The 18,439-nt window shown below is 66.5% G+C and carries 19 protein-coding genes; 11 read left to right on the plus strand and 8 right to left on the minus strand.

Features of this window, described 5'->3' with window-relative positions; all coding sequences use genetic code 11:
* Positions 1–12: 12 nt before the first annotated feature.
* Positions 13–1,080 carry an endo-1,4-beta-xylanase gene (locus K410_RS0109480; RefSeq protein WP_028134622.1) on the minus strand — a complete coding sequence of 356 codons (1,068 nt, stop codon included), beginning with the start codon at positions 1,078–1,080 and terminating at the stop codon, positions 13–15.
* Between the two features lie 306 nt (positions 1,081–1,386).
* On the opposite strand from K410_RS0109480, the gene K410_RS0109485 reads away from it, so the two are divergent.
* Both K410_RS0109485 and K410_RS0109490 read left to right on the plus strand, forming a co-directional pair.
* Positions 1,387–2,823, plus strand: coding sequence for a lipopolysaccharide biosynthesis protein (locus K410_RS0109485; protein ID WP_028134623.1), 1,437 nt, complete (start codon positions 1,387–1,389; stop codon positions 2,821–2,823).
* A gap of 239 nt (positions 2,824–3,062) precedes the next feature.
* Positions 3,063–4,610 (plus strand): L,D-transpeptidase, encoded by a 1,548-nt coding sequence (locus tag K410_RS0109490; protein WP_028134624.1) that lies wholly within the window; start codon positions 3,063–3,065, stop codon positions 4,608–4,610.
* 58 nt (positions 4,611–4,668) lie between these two features.
* Here K410_RS0109490 and K410_RS0109495 read toward each other — a convergent pair whose 3' ends face one another.
* Both K410_RS0109495 and K410_RS0109500 read right to left on the minus strand, forming a co-directional pair.
* Positions 4,669–5,208: a VOC family protein gene (locus tag K410_RS0109495; protein ID WP_028134625.1), complete on the minus strand. Its 540-nt coding sequence runs from the start codon at positions 5,206–5,208 to the stop codon at positions 4,669–4,671.
* A 205-nt stretch (positions 5,209–5,413) separates the two neighbouring features.
* Positions 5,414–6,418, minus strand: coding sequence for a Bug family tripartite tricarboxylate transporter substrate binding protein (locus K410_RS0109500; protein ID WP_049819981.1), 1,005 nt, complete (start codon positions 6,416–6,418; stop codon positions 5,414–5,416).
* Positions 6,419–6,573: 155 nt separating this feature from the next.
* On the opposite strand from K410_RS0109500, the gene K410_RS0109505 reads away from it, so the two are divergent.
* The 3 genes from K410_RS0109505 to K410_RS0109515 are packed head-to-tail and all read left to right on the plus strand — an operon-like array spanning position 6,574 to position 8,658.
* A complete protein-coding gene (locus K410_RS0109505; protein ID WP_028134627.1) occupies positions 6,574–7,272 on the plus strand; it encodes a TetR/AcrR family transcriptional regulator in 699 nt (232 codons plus the stop codon).
* Positions 7,250–7,810 carry a carboxymuconolactone decarboxylase family protein gene (locus K410_RS0109510; protein ID WP_028137482.1) on the plus strand — a complete coding sequence of 187 codons (561 nt, stop codon included), beginning with the start codon at positions 7,250–7,252 and terminating at the stop codon, positions 7,808–7,810. The genes K410_RS0109505 and K410_RS0109510 overlap by 23 nt, the downstream gene beginning before the upstream one ends.
* Before the next feature lie 2 nt (positions 7,811–7,812).
* The gene (locus K410_RS0109515) at positions 7,813–8,658 is read left to right on the plus strand and encodes an SDR family NAD(P)-dependent oxidoreductase (RefSeq protein ID WP_028134628.1); all 846 of its coding nucleotides are present in this window, start codon (positions 7,813–7,815) and stop codon (positions 8,656–8,658) included.
* 45 nt (positions 8,659–8,703) lie between these two features.
* Here K410_RS0109515 and K410_RS36665 read toward each other — a convergent pair whose 3' ends face one another.
* The 4 genes from K410_RS36665 to K410_RS0109535 are packed head-to-tail and all read right to left on the minus strand — an operon-like array spanning position 8,704 to position 11,278.
* Positions 8,704–9,243 carry a DoxX family protein gene (locus K410_RS36665; protein ID WP_049819982.1) on the minus strand — a complete coding sequence of 180 codons (540 nt, stop codon included), beginning with the start codon at positions 9,241–9,243 and terminating at the stop codon, positions 8,704–8,706.
* Positions 9,240–10,022, minus strand: coding sequence for an HvfC/BufC N-terminal domain-containing protein (locus K410_RS0109525; RefSeq protein ID WP_028134629.1), 783 nt, complete (start codon positions 10,020–10,022; stop codon positions 9,240–9,242). Before K410_RS0109525 ends, K410_RS36665 begins: the two co-directional genes overlap by 4 nt.
* A complete protein-coding gene (gene bufB / locus K410_RS0109530) occupies positions 10,012–10,929 on the minus strand; it encodes an MNIO family bufferin maturase (RefSeq protein WP_028134630.1) in 918 nt (305 codons plus the stop codon). The genes K410_RS0109525 and bufB overlap by 11 nt, the downstream gene beginning before the upstream one ends.
* 43 nt (positions 10,930–10,972) lie before the next feature.
* Complete coding sequence (locus tag K410_RS0109535; RefSeq protein WP_028134631.1) at positions 10,973–11,278, minus strand: BufA1 family periplasmic bufferin-type metallophore; 306 nt, start codon at positions 11,276–11,278, stop codon at positions 10,973–10,975.
* A 312-nt stretch (positions 11,279–11,590) separates the two neighbouring features.
* On the opposite strand from K410_RS0109535, the gene K410_RS0109540 reads away from it, so the two are divergent.
* The 6 genes from K410_RS0109540 to K410_RS0109565 all read left to right on the plus strand — a co-directional run bounded on the left by K410_RS0109540 (position 11,591) and on the right by K410_RS0109565 (position 18,255).
* The gene (locus tag K410_RS0109540; RefSeq protein WP_028134632.1) at positions 11,591–13,687 is read left to right on the plus strand and encodes an adenylate/guanylate cyclase domain-containing protein; all 2,097 of its coding nucleotides are present in this window, start codon (positions 11,591–11,593) and stop codon (positions 13,685–13,687) included.
* Positions 13,688–13,947: 260 nt separating this feature from the next.
* Complete coding sequence (locus K410_RS0109545) at positions 13,948–14,517, plus strand: DUF2087 domain-containing protein (RefSeq protein ID WP_028134633.1); 570 nt, start codon at positions 13,948–13,950, stop codon at positions 14,515–14,517.
* A complete protein-coding gene (locus K410_RS36670; protein ID WP_063831414.1) occupies positions 14,514–15,446 on the plus strand; it encodes an alpha/beta fold hydrolase in 933 nt (310 codons plus the stop codon). Before K410_RS0109545 ends, K410_RS36670 begins: the two co-directional genes overlap by 4 nt.
* Positions 15,443–16,027 carry a HutD/Ves family protein gene (locus K410_RS0109555; protein ID WP_028134634.1) on the plus strand — a complete coding sequence of 195 codons (585 nt, stop codon included), beginning with the start codon at positions 15,443–15,445 and terminating at the stop codon, positions 16,025–16,027. Before K410_RS36670 ends, K410_RS0109555 begins: the two co-directional genes overlap by 4 nt.
* A 115-nt stretch (positions 16,028–16,142) precedes the next feature.
* Positions 16,143–17,333: an adenylate/guanylate cyclase domain-containing protein gene (locus K410_RS0109560; RefSeq protein WP_028134635.1), complete on the plus strand. Its 1,191-nt coding sequence runs from the start codon at positions 16,143–16,145 to the stop codon at positions 17,331–17,333.
* A gap of 124 nt (positions 17,334–17,457) precedes the next feature.
* On the plus strand, positions 17,458–18,255 hold the full coding sequence (locus K410_RS0109565) for an adenylate/guanylate cyclase domain-containing protein (protein WP_028134636.1): 798 nt from the start codon (positions 17,458–17,460) through the stop codon (positions 18,253–18,255).
* Between the two features lie 33 nt (positions 18,256–18,288).
* Here K410_RS0109565 and K410_RS41255 read toward each other — a convergent pair whose 3' ends face one another.
* Positions 18,289–18,408: a zinc-binding dehydrogenase gene (locus tag K410_RS41255; RefSeq protein WP_080672223.1), complete on the minus strand. Its 120-nt coding sequence runs from the start codon at positions 18,406–18,408 to the stop codon at positions 18,289–18,291.
* Between the last annotated feature and the right edge of the window lie 31 nt (positions 18,409–18,439).

An 18,439-nucleotide genomic window follows, 5' to 3' on the forward strand; every position in this document is an offset into this window, starting at 1 on the left:
GATCCGGCGCCCTCAGGCGTCTTTCGTGAATTTGCTGATCACGTCCAGGAACGGCTTCGGCTTGAACTCGCCGTCGAGCGGCAGCGGGCGGTTCGGCTGCTTGTCGGCACGCGCGAAGGTGCCGTTGATCCAGCTGTAGCGATCCGAAAGTCCCCAGGTCAGGATCGAGCGCACCGGGCCGCTGGTCGAGATCGCCGTCAGCAGGTCGTCGACGCGCTTGGCGACGATGGCGTCACGCTGCGCAGGACTTCCCGCCAGCTTCTGGTCGTCGACGTCGAGCTCGGTGACGAGCACGTCCAGTCCCCACGAGCGCAGCTCGGTGACGAATTCGGCGAGGCCGTGGGTGTCGATCTCCAGCTCGGCATGCAGATGCGCTTGCAGGCCCACGGCGTGCAGCGGCACGCCCCGGTCGAGCAGGTCCATGATGAGATTGCGATAGGCCGCGCGCTTGGCGATGAACGAGTCCTTCGCCGACTCGATGTCGTATTCGTTGATCGCGAGCTTGACCGATGGATCGGCCGCGGCGGCGGTGCGGAAGGCCAGCGGAATCCAGCTCTGGCCCAGATGCTGCGTCCAGAACGTGTCGCGCCGGTCCTTCGGACTGCGGGGGTTGTCCGGGATCGGCTCGTTGACGACGTCCCACGACGTCAGCTTGTCCTTGTAGTAGGAGACGACGGTGCCGATGTGGTCGACATAGGCGCGTTCGACGCCTCTTGTGTCCTTGATCTGCTTGGTCCAGTCCGGAATGTCGTGATACCAGGCGAGCGCGTGGCCGCGCATCGTCAGGTCGTTGTCGCGCGCGAAATCCAGGATCGCGTCGGCGCGCTCGAAATTGAACGTGTGGGCGTTCGGCCGCAGCATCGGCCATTTCAGCTCGAGCACCGGCACCACCTGCGTGCAATAGGTGCTGATGGCTTCGCCGAGCCTGGGATCGGCCTGCAGGTCCCAGAGCGTGGCGGCCGCGCCAAAGCCGGGGCGGCGCTGCGCAAGCTTCGACGCCGGGGCCGCGGATGCCGTTGCTGCCGCCGCCAGGGCTGCGGCGCCGCCGAGGAGGAATTCGCGTCTATCGAGCCTGGTCACGGCGGTCCTTTTCGAGCCAACGCAGCATCGTACCAAGCGGGGAGCTGCGACGCCCTCGATTTTGCCGTGTTGGGTTAACCCCTGCGGTTTGCCGGCCATGGCCGCGCATGACCGCGCCTTGGCGTTCCGGGAAGGCCAAATTTAACGCTAACGCGCGAAAGCGGCTTCTAGGCTTCATTTGCCGCCCGATCTGCGCACTTATGTGACAATCTTGAGCGATGTTGCGGCGCAGTTCGTTCGTCTCACCAAGGTCCCATTGATTAACGGCCGCCACACTCGCAAGACCGCCCACGGTCCCGTGCTCGCATGCTGAACCGCCATTTCTCGATCTATCTCGTCGCCTATATCCTGCCTGCGGCGGTGGGCTTCTTCGCCGTCACGGCCTATACGCGGCTGCTCAGCCCGGCGGAGTACGGCGTCTATGTCGTCGGCATCAGCCTCGCCGGCATTCTGGGCGCGATCTTCTTCGCCTGGATCAAGCTGTCGGTGTCGCGCTATCAGGCGATGTCGGCGGAGGTGGATTTTCGCGGCACGGCGATGGTGGCCTTCGCCCTCACCGCGGCCGTGCTCTGCGCCACGACCCCCTTGGTCTTCCTGGTCCGCAGCGACGTCAGCGTCGAGCTGCTGCTCGCCAGCATGTTCGTTGCGATCATGGCCAATGCCGTCGATGTCGGCCAGGAGTTCGAACGCGCCAAATTGCGCCCCTACCGGTTCGCCGCCATCTCGATCGTGCGCAGCGTGTCGAGCGTCGGGTTCGGCCTGCTCGCCATCTGGCTCGGCTGGGGCGGATTGGGGCTGCTGGCCGCGTTCGGCCTGGGCTCGCTGACCGGGATCATCCTGAACCTGGTCGGCGACCACACCAGGATCGCACGCTTCCAGCGCAGCCAGTTCATGCAACTGGCGCGCTACGGCCTGCCGCTGACGCTGGCCGGATTGTCGGTCGCGGTCTATTCGGCCTGCGACCGCCTTATCGTCGCCTATCTGCTCGGCAAGGATGCCGCCGGCATCTTCGGCGTCGCGGCCGACCTGCCGCGCCAGTTCATGGTCATGATCGCATCCAGCGTTGCCGCCGCCACCGTGCCGCTGGTGTTCCGGTCATTGTCCGAGAACGACGCCGCGGCGACGCGGGAGCGCTTGACCGAGAGTCTCGAGCTCCTGCTCGTCGTGGTCACGCCCGTTGCGGTCTGGCTCGCGCTTGCGGCGGACCAGGTTGCCGGCACGCTCGTCGGCGTCGACTTTCGTGCCGGCGTGTCGGCCCTGCTGCCGACCCTGGTGCTCGCCCGCTTGTTCGGGATCGCCAATCAGTTCTACGTTCAGATCAGCTTCCAGCTCGCCGAGCGGCCCTTCATGCTGGCGGCGCAGTCCTTCCTCACCCTGGTCGTCAGCGTGGTGCTGATGGTCGTGCTGGTCGCCGGCTACGGCATCTACGGCGCGGCGCTGGCGACGCTCGCGACCGAGGCGATCGGTTTGCTCGTTGCAATCGCCCTGATGCATCGCGCTCATCCGGTGCCATTCGACTTCAACCGGCTCGCCGGGGTCGCGGTTTCGGCCGCGGCGATGGCCGCCGCCATCCTCCTTGCGCGTTCTCAGGCCGGCGGCACCGGCCTCATCGCGCTCAGCATCGTCAGTCTGGCAGGCGGCCTCGCCTATGCCCTCGCGGCCTGGCTGCTCAACGTCGCCAATGTCCGGACGCTGTCGCTGCGGTTCCTGCGGAGCTTCAACCGCAAGGCTCTTGGCGTCTGACGGGCGACCTCGCTCGCGGGCAGAGCGGACATTCTGCCGCACTGACTGGTGCCCGCTTCGGGCCGGCCCCGGCTGCAACCGACCTTCCGCCGGCTCGGGCCATCGTATATGAGGGATTTGTTGCCGGACCGTGCCGAATATCGCCACAGACGGAACGTAAGCCGGCTGCGATTTCTTAATTCAATGATCGCAACCTGATACATGATCGGCACAGGCCGGCATTTTCGACCGAGGATGGCATGAACAACCGACTGACCACGGCGCGATCCACCTGGGCCATGCGGTGTTGGGGCCTTCCCGGAATTGTGACGATGGCGGCGGTGGCGGTCCTTGCGACGGTCGCGCCGGCGAATGCGGCCAAGCAGGCGCGTCAGGCGGCCGAGGCGGTTGCGCCGCGGCAGGCCGGCGACCCGATCATGGCGATCGTCTCGATCAAGAGCCAGCAGGTCACTTTCTACGATGCCGACGGCTGGATCGTGCGCGCGCCGGTGTCCACCGGCACCACCGGTCGCGAGACGCCGGCCGGCGTCTTCGCCATCCTCGAGAAGAACCGGGAGCATCGCTCGAGCCTGTATGACGATGCCTGGATGCCGCATATGCAGCGCATCACCTGGAACGGGATTGCGCTGCATGGCGGACCGCTGCCCGGCTATGCCGCCTCGCACGGCTGCGTGCGGATGCCGTTCGGCTTTGCCGAGAATGTGTTCGACAAGACCTATATCGGCATGCGCGTGATCGTCTCACCGCACGACACGGTCCCGACCGATATCTCTCATCCCTCGCTGTTCGTGCCGAAGCCGGAGGCCATCGCGGCAGCGCCCCGCCAGGCCGACAAGCTCGCCGTCGAGGCGGAGGAGGCGACAAGGGCTGCGGACGAAGCCAAGAAGGCTGCTTCCGTCGCCGCGAAGGAGGCAGCCTCGCTCCCCGCCGCGCTGCGCAAGCTGGAACAGCAGAAGGCCCGGGCGGATGGCGAAATCGCCTTCGCCAACAAGACGCTCGCGAACGCCAGGACCGATCAGGCCCGCGCCAAGGCCGAGGAGCTGACGCAGAAGGCGGCAGCCAAGGCCGCCGACGCGGCGACGCAGCTCGATGCCGCCAAGGCCGCCGCGCAGCCGAAGCGCGAAGCCGTGGCCGCGACGAAGGAGGCCGCCAAGGCCGCTGCGGCCAGAAAGGCTGAAGCCGTCAAGGCCGCGACCGACGCAAAGCTCGCAAGCGAGCCGGTCTCGGTCTATATCAGCCGCGCCACGCAGAAGCTCTACGTGCGGCGAAACACGCACAAGCCGGCGCCCGACGGCGGTGGCGAGGTGTTCGACACCAGCATCGAGGTGCCCGTCACGATCCGCAACCCCGAGCAGCCGATCGGCACGCACATCTTCACGGCGATGGCGAAGACCGATGCGGGCCTGCGCTGGAGCGTGGTCACGATCGAGAACGGCGACGAGGCCCGCAACGCCCTCGACCGCATCACCATCCCGCAGGACGTGTGGGATCGCATCGGGCCGACCGCATTGCCGCGCTCCTCGATCGTCATCTCGGACGAGCCGCTGAGCAGCGAGACCAATTACCGCACCGAGTTTGTCGCGGTGCTCAGCAACGAGCCACAGGGCGGCTTCATCACCCGCAAGCCGACCGCGCCTGCCATGATCGCGAGCGACGACGGCTGGGACAACGGCTTCGGCTTCTTCTTCCAGCAGCGCGATCCCTACGTCCAGCAAGGCAATCCGCGCCGCCGCAGCCAGTACCAGTATTATCAGCCGGCGCAGCCGATGCAGCGGGGCTTCTGGTAGGCCGACGCGCCGCCGCTGCGGCGGAGCCAGCAGCGGCGCAAATTGCGGGCGCTCGGTTCTACGATCGCCCGCCGCCGACCTCGCGGATCGGCCGCGTGCCGTCCCAGTTCAGTGCGGCCTGCCGGACCTTCTCGAAGAACGGCCCCTTGGTGCCGCTGATGTCGGAGATCTCGATCACCGTGCCGGGATGGGCCTGCGTGTCGTAATAGGCAAAGCGTCCGCGCTCGCCGCCGATCTGGCCCTCATGGCCGATCCTGTAGCCGAGCCCGAGCGCCTTGTCGTAGAGCGCCTGGTAGTCATGGCTCCAGTACGACATGTGCTGGAGCCCTTCGTGGCCGGCGTCCAGGAACTCCTTGTACAGCGATGGCGCGTCGTTGCGCTGCTGGATCAGCTCGATCTGGAGATTTCCGGAATTGGCCAGCGCAATGCTCATCTCGACGGCGGAGTCCTCGCCGCGATGGCGGAACCAGTCGGTCTTGACGCGGTCCATGTAGTACCAGGGTCCGACGCCCATCACCTCGATCCAGTGCTTCATCGCGGCCTGGATGTCCCGCACCACATATCCGTTCTGGCGCACCGCGCCGAAGATGCGGCTCATGTCCGCGCTCCTGTTCTCGATCTATTTCATTGCTACGGCAGCGGGACTGGCGCGCGAGGCACGGCCTGCTTGTTCGAGACGCCCGCCTTGCGGGCTCCTCACCATGAGGGTCCGATATCTCACTGAGAAACGAGACCTCATTCTGAGGGCCCGCCAACGGCGGGCGTCTCGAAGGATGGCCGCACGCGAGCTGCCAGCCGCTCACTCACTTGACCTCGATGCCGGCGTCCTTGGCGACCTGCTTCCAGGCTGCGATGTCGCGGGCGTTGATGTCGCGCTGCTCCTCGCCGGACACGAATTGCGGCGTGGTGCCGAGCGCGAGCAGCTTCCCCTTCACCAGATCATCGCCGAGTGCCTCCTTCAGCGCCGCCGACAATTTCTGTGCGATCGGCGGAGCAAGGCCTGCGGGCGCATACATCGCCCAGGACAGGTTGCGGTCGAACGGCACGCCCTGCTCCTTGTAGCTGGCGACGTCAGGCAGGCTCGGCGAACGCTCGCCGCAGGCGGCCAGCGCCTTGATCGAGCCGTCCTTCACCAGCGGCGTCGCGGTTGCGACGTCGAGCGTCGCCAGCGAGATGTGGCCGCCGAGCAGGTCGCCGGCCAGCTTCGCGATGCCGTTGAACGGAACGTGATCCATCTTGATGCCGGTCTGCTGCATCAGGATTTCGGCACAGAACTGCCCGGTCGAGCCAACGCCCCAGCTGCCGTACTGGACCGGCTCGCCCTTCTTGGCCAGCGCGACCAAGCCCTTGATGTCATTGGCGGCAAAATTCCTGGTCGCGACCAGCATGATCGAGGAGGTGCCGACGCGGCCGATGGTGGTGAAATCCTTGATCGGATCGTAGGGCAGCTTCGGATAAATTGCCGGCGCCAGCACATGCGTGGTCATGCCGCCGACGGTGATGGTGTAGCCGTCGTTTGCAGATGTCGCGACCATCTGCGTGCCGAGCGTGCCGGCCGCGCCCGTGTGGTTCTCGATATAGATGCTGTGTCCGAGCGTCTTGCCCATCCTGTCCGCAAGCAGTCGGCCGACCACGTCGCCGCCGCCGCCGGCTGCATAGGGCAGCAGCATCTTGATCTTGCGGGTAGGGTAGGCGGCCGGATCTTCGGCGCGGGCGGACGGCGCCGCAGACAAGATCAGCAGCAATGATGCGACGATGCGAAGCGCTGCGGTTGATTGTGTGGGCAAAAGGCGAGCGTGGCTTGCCATGGCGTTCTTCCCCCAATTGCTCTCCGCTTATCGAGCGGAGTTGAATGTCACGATCGTGCACAGCGCTTGCTGCGTCGTGCTGATGATCTCCGATCGGAAAACGAACGATCGTTCGTACGGTTGACTAGCGAACGATCGTTCGTTAGTCAAGCGGCATGGCTGCCCATACCTCCACCGCTGCGGATGCGGCTGTGCCCACGACGCGCGAGCGCATCCTCGCCGAAGCGCTCAACCTGTTCGCGCAGAGCGGCTATGGCGGCGCTTCGATGCGCGAGCTCGCGCGCCGCGTCGGCATCCGCGAGAGCAGCCTCTACAACCATTTCCCCGGCAAGGCGGCGATCCTCGAAGCGATCGTCAGCGAGCATGGCCCGGCCAGCTCGGCGAGCCGGCTGGAGGAGCCGCGCTACAAGCAGCTCGCGCGCCAGCCTGCCGCGTTCTGTCGCCAGTTCGCGCTCGACCTGGTCGAGCAATGGTCGGATCCGCGCGAGCACCAGTTCCAGAAGGTCATCACCGCCGAGCGCAACCGCGTCCCCGGCATCCGCGCCAAGTTCGCCGATCACTTCTATGCGCGCGAAGAGAGCCTGATGACGGCCTATTTTCGCGGCTTCGCGCTGGCCGGCCTGGTGTCGACGCCCGATCCGCGCGAGACCGCCCGGCTGTTCGCGGCAGGCCTGATCTACATCCGTCTCGAGCATTACGTGATGGGCGCAGTCCCTTCGCCGCGGCCGAAGGTGCTCGAGGCGATCGACCGCTATCTCGATTTCTTCCTGTCGCTGATCGCGGCAAGGAACGGCGCCGACAACAAGAAACGAAAGCCCAAGGGAGAGAACCGTGGCAAGGCTGCCTCTGATTGATCCGGAGACGACGCGCGGCGACATCCGCGCCTCGTTCGACCGCATGCCGGTCAAGCTCAACATCTTCCGCATGATGGCCCATGCCGAGGCCAACATGATTCCGGCGATGCGGCTTGGCAATTCGATCCTGCACAAGCAGAAGCTCTCGTCCGTCAACCGCGAGCTTCTGATCCTCCTGGCCGCGCAGCTCGAGGGCGGCGCCTATGAATGGCGCCAGCACGTGCCGATCGCGATCGGCGTCGGCTGCACGCAGGCCCAGATCGATGCGGTGGAGCGCGGCGACTGCGATGCGGACGCGCTGAATGGGGCGGAACGCGCCTTGCTGAAGTTCGGGCGTGAAGTCGTCGAGAACGTCCGTGTGCCTGAGGCCGTCTTTGCCGCCGCGCGAAAACACTTCAGCGACCAGGAGATCATAGAGTCGATCGTCGCGCTCGGCTTCTACATGATGATGGCGCGCCTGACTGAAGCGACCGAGACGGATCTCGATCCCGCCGCCGGCATGGCGGTCTATGACGGCGGCAAGAAACAGGGCGGCTGAGGATGGCGGAGACCGAGAGCAAGCCGGAGCGCTTTGTCCGTCCGCCGAGCGCGGCATCGCTGGGCGAAGCGCCGGGCAGGGGGCGACTGAAAGGCCGCCATATCCTCATCGTCGGCGGCGGCCAGCGCGTGTTCGATGCCGTGACCGATCCGATCGGTAACGGCCGCGCCATGAGCATCCTCTGTGCCCGCGAGGGCGCGAAGGTCGCGGTCGCCGATCTCAACCACGCCTCCGCGCAACAGACCGTCGAGCGCATCACCGACGAAGGCGGCGAGGCCTTCGCCATTGCCGCCGACGTCACGCGTGAGACCGATGTCATCCGAATGATCGAAGAGGCGCATCGCGCCATGGGCGGCCTCGACGGCATGGTGCTGAACATCGGCACCTTCGGCAAGACCGGCCTCGACAACGTCAGCCCGGAAGAGTGGAATAGGATCTACGACGTCAATGTTCGCGGCCCCATGCTGTGCTGCCGCGCCGCGCTGCCGAAATTCGACGATGGCGGCGCCATCGTCTTCATCTCCTCGATCGCCGCGCTGAAGGCCGGATCGCAAATGGCGGTCTATGATTCCTCGAAAGCCGCGCTCGGCGGCCTGATGCGCAACATCGCCCATCTCGGCGCGCGCCGCGGCATTCGCGCCAATCTGGTCTATCCCGGCCTCGTCGACACCCCGAATGGCCGCGAAGCCGGCGCCGGCCGCCCCAATCGCGGCAAGGGCCACATCCCGTTCGGCCGCCAGGCCACGGCCTGGGAGGTCGCCTACGCCGTGCTGTTCTTCCTGTCCGACGAAAGCGTCTATGTCACCGCGCAAACGCTCGCGGTGGATAGCGGCCTGAGCGGGATGTGAACTCTGTAGCCCGGATGGAGCGAAGCGTAATCCGGGACCGCAGCCTCATCGCACGGGCTGCCCCGGATTGCGCTGCGCTCCATCCGGGCTACGGAGGCGGCAAAGCAAATGATCGAGCGAGATGTTTCCGGGTCCGTAGGCCATGAGGGCGAGCGCCATGGCGGCCCAGGTGAGGTGGATCGGCCAGCCGTCGGGCACCGTGAGCTCGACGATGATTGTCATGAACAGCAGCCCAAGCCCCGCGAACCGCGTGCCGAGCCCGAGCACGAGGAGGATGGGAAACATGATCTCGCCGCAGCCCGACAGGAATGCCATCAGGGTCGGCGCCGGAAAGTGGTAAGGCCCGCCCGGCAGGTGAAGCATGAACTCATCGCTGAACAGCGTCACGGCGGTGTCGTTGAGCCTGAGGAAGCCGTCCCATTTGAGCATCCCCGAGCGCCAGAACGGCACCGCCAGCGCGAAGCGCAGCACGAGCAGGACGAGCGAGGGGACGGCGATCGCCTGCACCAGCTGATTGGCCCTGTCGGCGAGCAGCCCGGGCGACGGCAGGCCGCCGCCGGTCGCCATGCGTTGGTCCGTGATCATGGTGCGTCTCCAGCAGCAAGCGAGGTGAAGGCACCGGCCTCGATCAGGCCGGCGATGTTCGAGGCAAGGTCGAAGTCGGGCGATGCCTCCAGTGCCATCGCGGCAGCTTCGCCGAGCGGTTGGCCGGATGCGAGGCAGGCGGCAAAGACGGCGCCGGCGGGTGGCAGGTGCAGCACCGCGACGTCGAATTCGGGCCGTGTGATCAGCGCGTCCTCCGGCCTGGACGCATCGATGCGCGCGGGGGGAGCGCTGCCGCGATTGGCGGCGAAAATCGTCACCGCGGCGTATGGCGAACGAACGATCCGCATCGCCGGGTGCGGGATGAAGACGGCGTCCGCCAGACGTTCCGGGTCGATCGCGGACAGCCGGGCCGGTGACAGCGGCGCGGCGTCACCGGCATGATAGGCATCGAGCCAGGCCCGTTCGATGCGGGCGATATCGGCGAGCCAGGGCATATCCTGCGCATGCTCATAGGCTTCGATGAACCCGGGAAACTCGCGGCCATATTCGAACAGCAGCGGCGAAGCCGGCGGATGGCTGCGGACATGGAAGCGTGCCATGGCGCGAAAAAATTCGGCGCCGGTGATGCGCTGCACCGCCGGATAAACCGCGGCCAGCGCCTCGATCAGGCTGACGGTGACGTTGTTGCGGTAGACGTCGTAGCGCCGGTCGGCGGCCTTGCCGTTCGGGCCGGTCACGACCGCAGGCGTTTCGCGTGCGGGATCGAGCACCGCCGGCGCGAATGCAGCGGCAAAGGACAAGCCGGCTTCAGGCCGCATGACGCTCTCCTGCCATCGCGGCGGACTGATGACGGTCGAGGATCGCCTGGGCGGCAGCGGCTTCCGCCTGCAGCACCGTCCAGTCCGGAATCCTGCTGTCCCATTCGATCAGCGTCGGCACCGCGCCGCGGCGCTGGATCACGATCTCGTAGAGCTTCCAGACGGCATCCGCAACCGGCCTGTCGTGGCTGTCGATCAACAGCAGATCGCCTTCGTCGTCGGCCTGCTCGGCATGGCCCGCAAGATGAATTTCCTGGACACGTGACAGCGGAAAATCCGCGAGGTAGTCGAGCGCCGAAGCGCCGTGATTGGTGGCGGAGACGAACACATTGTTGACGTCGAGCAGCAGCCCGCAGCCGGTGCGCTCCGCAATTGCGCGAATGAACTCGGTCTCGCGCATCGAGGATTCGCGGAAGGCGACGTAGGTCGACGGATTTTCCAGCAGCAGCGGACGGCGGATGGCCTCCTGCACCTGGTCGATGTGGTCGCAGACGCAAGCCAGCGTCGCTTCGGTATAGGGAAGCGGCAACAGATCGTTGAAGAAGCTGGCTTCATGCGTCGACCAGGCCAGATGCTCGGACACCAGCGCCGGCTGATAGCGCGCGACCAGGCCGCGGAAGCGCGCCAGATGCGCCTTGTCGAGCGGCCGTGGCCCGCCGATCGACATGCAGACGCCATGCAGGGACAGCGGATGGTCGCGGCGGATCGCCTCCAGCGCGCGATGCGGTGGACCGCCATCGCCCATGTAGTTCTCGGCGTGGACTTCGAAGAAGCCACGCCGAGGTCCTGCCTCGAGAATTGCCGCAAGATGCTCCGGCTTGAAGCTCGTCCCGGCAACGCCGCCGATGGGAATCGCGAAGCGGAGCGGCATGGCTGCCGGTCGGGTCGACTTGATCGCCGTGCTCATCGTGCTGCTCCGTTCGTGCTTGCTGGCGACGTCGTGAAGGCCGCTAGACCGGCTTGAGCGAGCCCTTCTTGCCGCCCGGCAGCTCGATGCTGGTGCAGGTGCCGCCCTGCACGAATTTCCAGGCATTGCCCTGGTAGTCGACGGTCGAGGTGCCCTGGCAGGTCGTGCCCGGTCCCGCCGCGCAGTCGTTCTGGCCCTTCAGCGCGACGCCGAAGCACTTCTCTTTCTTGGCGGCGACGGCAGCGTCGGCCTCGGACTTGGTCAGCGGGCCGGCGGCGGCGAGTGTCGCGAGCGCGGTCGACATGGCGCCGGCGAGGACGAGCGAGGTGACGGCATGCTTGGCAGACATCGAGATTCTCCTGTTCGAGATGGCATCGCCTTGCAGGCGATGTGCGCGTGGTCTCCTTCGCTGCGCGCGCAGCCGGCGTTACCTGCGGGCTGCTCACAAAGCCGTGAGACCGATTGGATCGGGCGCACCGCCGGTGCGCTTGACCGGCATTAGCGGGCAAGCCTCGGCTCAAAGCCAATGCCTTGGCTCTATCGACACGGTAGCCGCCGCGCATTGGCGGCCGGAGCCCGTTCCTGTCAGACGTAACGGACGAGCGCCGGCGGCGTAGAACAAGGTCAGCGGCTCGGCGTGAACCGGCAGGCGAAGAGGGCGATGAAGGTTGATCCCGAACGACGGCTTCGTGCGATCGCAGGGCTGACGGTCAGCATCCGCCTCGCGGTGTCGGCGCTGGTGCTGGCTGCGATCCTGCTGACGGCCGCGCTCTCCAGCCTGCTCTGGTGGCGCACGGCGGAGGCGACCAGCCGGCAGCTCGCCTCGACCATCAACGAGCAGATCGTGGCTGCGGTGCGCAAGGAGGTCTCGGCCATCGTCGACGAGGCGCGCGCCGCCCACACCGCGATCCGCACCCTGTTCCTGCAGAACGTGCTCGACACCCGCGAGGCCGACAAGCGCGAGTTCGTGTTCCTGTCGCAATTGCAGTCGCAGGCGACGATCTCCTGGGTCGCGTTCGGCTGGCCGGACGGCTCCTTCTTCGCCGCGCACAAGCTGGGCGATCGCCGCCTGGAGATGATGGAGATCTCGCTGACCGACCATGCCGGCCAGCGCCGGGTCGATGAATATGACGTGGTGCCCGGCGACATCGAGTTCGCCAACCGCCGTTTCGAGCCGACCTCGTTCCGCGTCGCCGATCAAGCCTGGTTCAAGGCCGGGCTCGACGCGGACGAGCCGCAATGGTTCAGGGTGACGGAGCACGCGACCGGCGAGCGACCGTCGATCGCGTTCGCGGGGCCGATCGACGTCTATCAGGAGCGGCAAGGCGTTCTGGCCGTCATCATCGAATATACGAGGCTCGCGCGCTTCCTGTCGCAGCTCGAGGTCGGGCGCACGGGGACTGCGTTCATCGTCGATGGCAGCGGCGAGCTGGTCGCGGCACCGGACAAGGACGCCGACGAGCTCCATCCGGCGCGCGGTGACACCACGTTGCTGCCGCTCGCGCGCGCAGCGCTCGACAAGGCAGGGGAGGCCGGCCGCAAGGAGGCGTGGCGGAGCCGGCTCATTTCGGGCGGCGCGGCCTACGAGGTTGCTCTGACGCCGCTGCCGTTTCCCGGCTGGTCGCTCGCCACCGTGATTCCGGAGGCGGAGTTTCTCGGGCCCGTCGAGACGACGCTGCGCCGCCTGATTTTCGGCCTTGCCATCGGCGCCGTGCTCGCCGCGCTGGCCTCCGCGATGCTGGCGCGGTCCGTCATCGCCGCGCCGCTGTCGCGCGTCGTCGGCGAGCTTCGCCATGTCGAAGCCTTCGCGCTGGAGCAGGTCCGCCGCCATCCCTCGCGGCTCAAGGAGATCGCGAGCCTGTCCGGCGCAATCGCGGAGATGGCGTCCGGCCTGTCCGCCTTCCGCAAATTCATTCCGGCTGATCTCGTCCGCGGCCTGCTGCGCCAGGGTGTCGAGGCGAGGCCCGGCGGCACCGTCCAGGAGCTCAGCGTGATGTTCATCGACATTGCCGGCTTTACTGGATTGTCGGAGCGGCTCGGCGATCGCGTGGTGCCGCTGCTGTCGCGCTATCTCGACGTCACCTCGGAGATCATCGTCGCCAATGGCGGCACCATCGACAAGTTCATCGGCGACGCCGTGATGGCATTCTGGGGCGCGCCGCAGCCGCAGGACGATCACGCCGCGCGATGCTGCCGCGCGGCGCTCGCCTGCCGCAAGGCCGTGGCAGAGTCCGGTCTGGTCGACGATCTCGGCCAGCCGCTCCAGATCCGGATCGGCATCAATTCGGGCCGCATGCTGGTCGGCAATATCGGCTCGGAGCTGCGGCTGAACTACACCGTGATCGGCGATGCCGTGAATGTCGCGAGCCGGCTCGAAGGCGCCAACAAAGCCTACGGCACGCACATCCTGATCGGCGAGACGACCGAACGCCTGGCGCGCGGCGCCGTCATCACGCGTGAGGTCGACAGCATTGCGGTCTATGGCCGGGAGGAGGGATTGTTGGTTCACGAGCTGATCGGGATCGTGGATGGAGAGGCCATCGACGCCGAGGCGATCGGCTGGATCGCGGATTACGAGCGCGGCCTTGCCGCCTATCGCGCGCGGCGGTTCGCCGCTGCGCTGGCCGATTTCGAGGCCGTGTTGAAACAGCGCCGCCACGACCGTCCCGCCGAGCTGATGCGCGAGCGCTGCCGTCAGCTCGCATCGGCTGCGCCCGACGCAGATTGGCGGGCCGTGGCAGCCTTGGCGACGAAATAGCGAGGTCGCAGTTCATGACGCTTGGCGCGTCGATCACGAAATCCGCGCATGTCACATCAGGCTCTTGAGCCCGCCGGGCGTCTATAGTAAGGATTGCGCGGGTCTGCAGTTCACCCAGGCGTCACCGTCCCGCGAGGGAAGCTAAACCTGCAAGGCTTAGTACCTGCAAGGCTCCATCGAACCGACACCAAACCTCGTGCCGCGTCGTAAGCCGGTGACCTCCGACAATCCTATCCGGATCGGCACTTTGAGGATTGGTCATGGCCAGAACTCCCATTGCCTTTGTTGCGGGCGACATCTCCGCGCTCGCGAAATCCGTGCGTGCCCAGCTTTTGCAGCGGACGTCGCCACCCGGGCACGTCGAGCTGCTCAACATTCTTGCGCGCGCGACGGGACATAAAAATTATCAGCACTTCCGGGCAAACGCGGTCGGCAAGCCCGTGGACGACCGCGGCGGTCCCGCGGTCCAGCACGATGCCGTCGATCTGAAGCGCGTGCAACGCGCGGCGCGCCATTTCGACGATCACGGCAGGCTGCTGCGTTGGCCGGCCCGCCACAATCTGCAGCAGCTGAGCCTCTGGGTGTTGTGGGCCGGCTTCCCGTCGCGGTGCAGCCTGGCCGAGGCGGAAGTGAAGGCGCTGTTGAGTAGACAGCACGCTTTCGCCGACGATGCCTTGCTCCGCCGCGCGCTGTGCGATCACGGCCTGGTTTCCCGCACGGCCGATGGGCGAGCCTATCGCAGGATCGAACGTCCGCCGCCGATGGAGGCGGTTGCGCTTCTGCGTCACCTCAAGACCGGCGCACCCGGACAATCGGAAGCCGTGCCATGATCGCAAGTCCGGACGTATTGCCCCTCGCGGGGCCTGCTCCGGTTTGGGTGCAGACTTCCCGCGGGACTGTCCAATGCGCAAGTGCAGGCGAGGGACCGGCCATCCTGGCCATCCATGGCGGCATGGGTGGCCACGACCAGTCGTGGCTGCTGGCGCGCGCCCTCGCCACGACGCTCAGAGACAAGCAGGTGGTCGCCGTGTCCCGCCCGGGCTATCTCGGCTCGCGCCTCGCGCTCGGCGCATCACCCGACGAACAGGCTGACGTCTATGGAGCGCTGCTCGACGCGCTCGGGATTGCCAGCGCGGCGGTCGTCGCGGTCTCCGCCGGCGGTCCCTCGGCGCTGCAATTCGCAGCTCGTCACCCTTCGCGCTGCCGCTCGCTCGTGCTGGTATCGGCCTGCACCGGACAATTGCAGGCGCCGCCGGAGATAGCAGCGCGCCTGCGCCTGATGCGACACCTCGCGCGCCTTCCCGGCCTGCCGCGCCTGCAGAAACGGCAGGCTGAACGGAATCCGCAGGCCGGTGCGCGCCGCGCCATTCCTGATGACGCCATGCGCGAACGCACTCTGCGCCATCCCGAGGCCGGTCCGCTCCTGCGCGCCTTGCAGTCGAGTGTGTTCGAGCATCTGTCCGCCCGGCTGCCGGGGACCGTCAACGACATCGCGCAGTTCTCGGCGCTGGAACAGCTGCCGGCGGGATCGATCTCGGCGCCAACTCTGGTCGTGCACGGCCGCGCCGACAATGTCGTGCCGTTCGCGCATGCCGAGAACGTCTGCCACGCAATCCCGCAGGCGAAGCTGCTGGCGCTCCCCGACGGCGGCCACGTCTCACTTTTCACGCATCTGGATGTCGTGCGCAAGGAGGCCAAGCCGCTGCTCGAGGCGCGCGAACTCGCTCCGTCCCCTCATCGCCTCGAGGCTCTCCCATGAAGACAACATTGCTTACACCCGAAGACTACACCCGCTCACCGTGGAAGAACGGCGGCGGCATCTTCACCGACATTGCGGGCGCCTGGCGCGTCGACGCGGCGGCGAAGGATTGGAGCAGCCTGCTGTGGCGCCTTGCGAGCACGCCGATCGTGGCGCCCGGTCCGTTCTCGCATATGCCCGGCATCGACCGGCTGCAGATGGTCGTCAATGGGCGCGGGCTGGTGCTGAAGTCGCCGACGCAGGAGTTCGACGAGCGTGAACCGTTTACGACGGTGCGCTTCACCGGCGAGATGGAGATCGTGACCGCGCTCGAAGAAGGTCCGGTCGAGGTCGTGAACCTGATGGCCCGGCGCGGCGCGGCGGAGATCGAGATGGTGGCGCTCAGGGATCCCGGCACGCGGCAGCTTGCCGCCGGCACGCATCTGGTCTACGCCGCGCGCGGCGATTGCCGCGTTCGCCTCGATGGTGAGGACTTCGCCATCCCCGGCAACGGCACGCTCAGGATTGATTTGACCGAGGCATCGACGCTCGCGCTCGTGGCCGGCCTGGCGGTGCTGGGTTCGGTCCGGCTTCTCGGCTAGGCGGCATCGGCCCTGAAGACCCGCTGCGCATAATCCATGCAACTGGCCAGGTTGACGCGGCGAAGCTGGGCACGATATCTGCCCTGATGCAGGCCACGGCCATAAGGGGCAGGACATGAACGCACCGACCAACAATGCCCCGACGCAAGCCGACGGTGTCATCGACTGGCTGACCAGCGGCACGCGCGACGAGCGCTTCATCGACGATATCTTCGCGCAGATGTGCATCCGGCTGCAGCAGGCCGGCATTCCGCTCAAGCGGGCGACGCTTCACGTCCAGATCAATCATCCGCAATGGCTGGGCGCCCGCATGATTTGGGCCGACGGGATGAAAGGGGCCGAGATCGCGCGGGTCGATTACGACGTTCGCGAGCGGTCCGAATATATCGGAAGTCCTGCCAACGAGATCCATGAGGGAGCGGACGAGCTGCGCGAGAATCTCGAGCGCGATCCCTCGCTCGGCCGCAAGCACGCCCTCTATGACGAGATGCGGGCCAACGGCCTGACCGACTACGTCGCCTGGCCGCTGTACCACACGCTGGGCAAGCGGCACATCGTCACCTTCGCGACCGGCCGGCGAGGCGGTTTTGATCCCGCGCATATCGCCGCCCTCAAGAAGCTCCTGCCGGTGCTGGCGCTGGTCAGCGAGATCCGCATCAAGAACCGCCTGGCGCGAACCCTGCTGGAGACCTATGTCGGCTCCCATGCCGGCGAGCTCATCCTGGCCGGCGCCACAAGGCGCGGCACCGGCACGACGGTGCGCGCCGCGATCATGATCTGCGACCTCAGGGATTTCACCAAGATTTCCGACAATTGGCCGCGCGACGACGTCATCGACCTGCTCAACGACTATTTCGACGCGATGTCGGAGCCGATCGCGCGGCACGGCGGCGAGATCCTGAAATTCATCGGCGACGGTCTGCTCGCCATCTTTCCGCTTCAGGATCCCGACGCCTGCGCAAACCTGCTCCACGCCGTCACTGAGGCCCGTCAGGCCATGATCGCCCTGAACGAGCGGAACAACGCGACCGGCCGCGCGCCGCTGAACTACGGCATCGGCGTTCACGTCGGCGACGTCATGTACGGCAATATCGGATCGGCCAGCCGGCTCGACTTCACCGTGATCGGCCCCGCCGTCAACATGGCCTCGCGCTTGGAAGCGCTGACCAAGCAATTGGGACGGAAGGTGCTGCTGTCGCGCGATTTCGCGGAGCTGGTGCAGCCGAAATTCGAGCTGGAGCATGTCGGCAAGCACGAGGTGCGCGGCTTCAGCGATCCGATCGAGCTGTTTGCATATCACGGCTGAGGCGGGCATTTCCGGCCGCGGGCTGAAGGCGGATTCCGAGCCGAGGCTCGTCTGTTGCAAACGCGGAAATGTGCAACTACGCTTCACCGCGACCAGTTCATGGTCCCCGCGATCAGCTGCACACATGCCCAAATTTCTGCGCATCGGAGTCCATCAGTCGAACGTATCGGGGTACACGTCGAAGGCGTGGTGCGTCCGGCGGGTTGGTTCGGCGGTGTTCCTGAAGTGGGGCGCCGTGGAGGTTCATGGTGCGGGCGATGGGCGAAGGGTCTATTGGGCGCGGGTGCCGCAGGAGAAGACCGTTCGCTGCGGCACGGCGCAGCGCGCCCAGGATTACGCAAAGGCCGCGATCGCCCGGCGCCGCAATCATCGCTATGAGCCGCTGACCGGGCCGATTGCACCCCGGCGCCGGTCGGCCGAGCGCAGTGCCGAGCTCAAGCAAGCGCGGGCCACGATCCTGATCGTCGACATCGTCGGTTCGACCGCAAAAGCCGCCAAACTCGGCGATGCGCGCTGGACCAAGATCATGGGCCATTATTACGCCGCGGTCCGCAAGGAGCTGAAGACGTGCCGCGGCAAGGAAGTCGTGACGACGGGCGACGGCGTCTTGGCCACGTTCAGGAAACCAGACGGCGGCATCGCCTGCGCGGCTGCGATTCAGAAGGCCATGCGCACGCTGGGCCTCGAGATCCGGATCGGCTTGCACGCCGGCGAATACACCATCAGCGGCGGCGAGATGGTCGGCCTCGCCTTTCACATCTGCACCCGCGTCGCGGCGAAGGCGCGCCCCGGCGAGGTGCTGGTGTCGAGCGCGGTCAGAGAGCTGATGAAGACGCAGCCTGCGATCATCCTGAAGGATCACGGCATGCACCGGCTCAAGGGCGTGCCGGAACGATGGAGGTTGTGGCGGGTCGCGGGGTGAGGGCCGCGGTCACCTCATCTGCACCACGACCTTTCACTTGGCTCGTCCCTTTTCGAGGTAGCCAAGCGTCTGTCTTACCTGGTCGAAGGGAAAGACATCGTCGATCACCGGCCGGATGCGCTCGGCCGCGAGAAGGCCGATGTGCGAGTGCAGAAGCTTTCATCAGGACCAAGCGCGACGTTCC

This window comes from Bradyrhizobium sp. 22 (genome assembly GCF_000482425.1).
GTDB lineage: Bacteria > Pseudomonadota > Alphaproteobacteria > Rhizobiales > Xanthobacteraceae > Bradyrhizobium > Bradyrhizobium japonicum_B.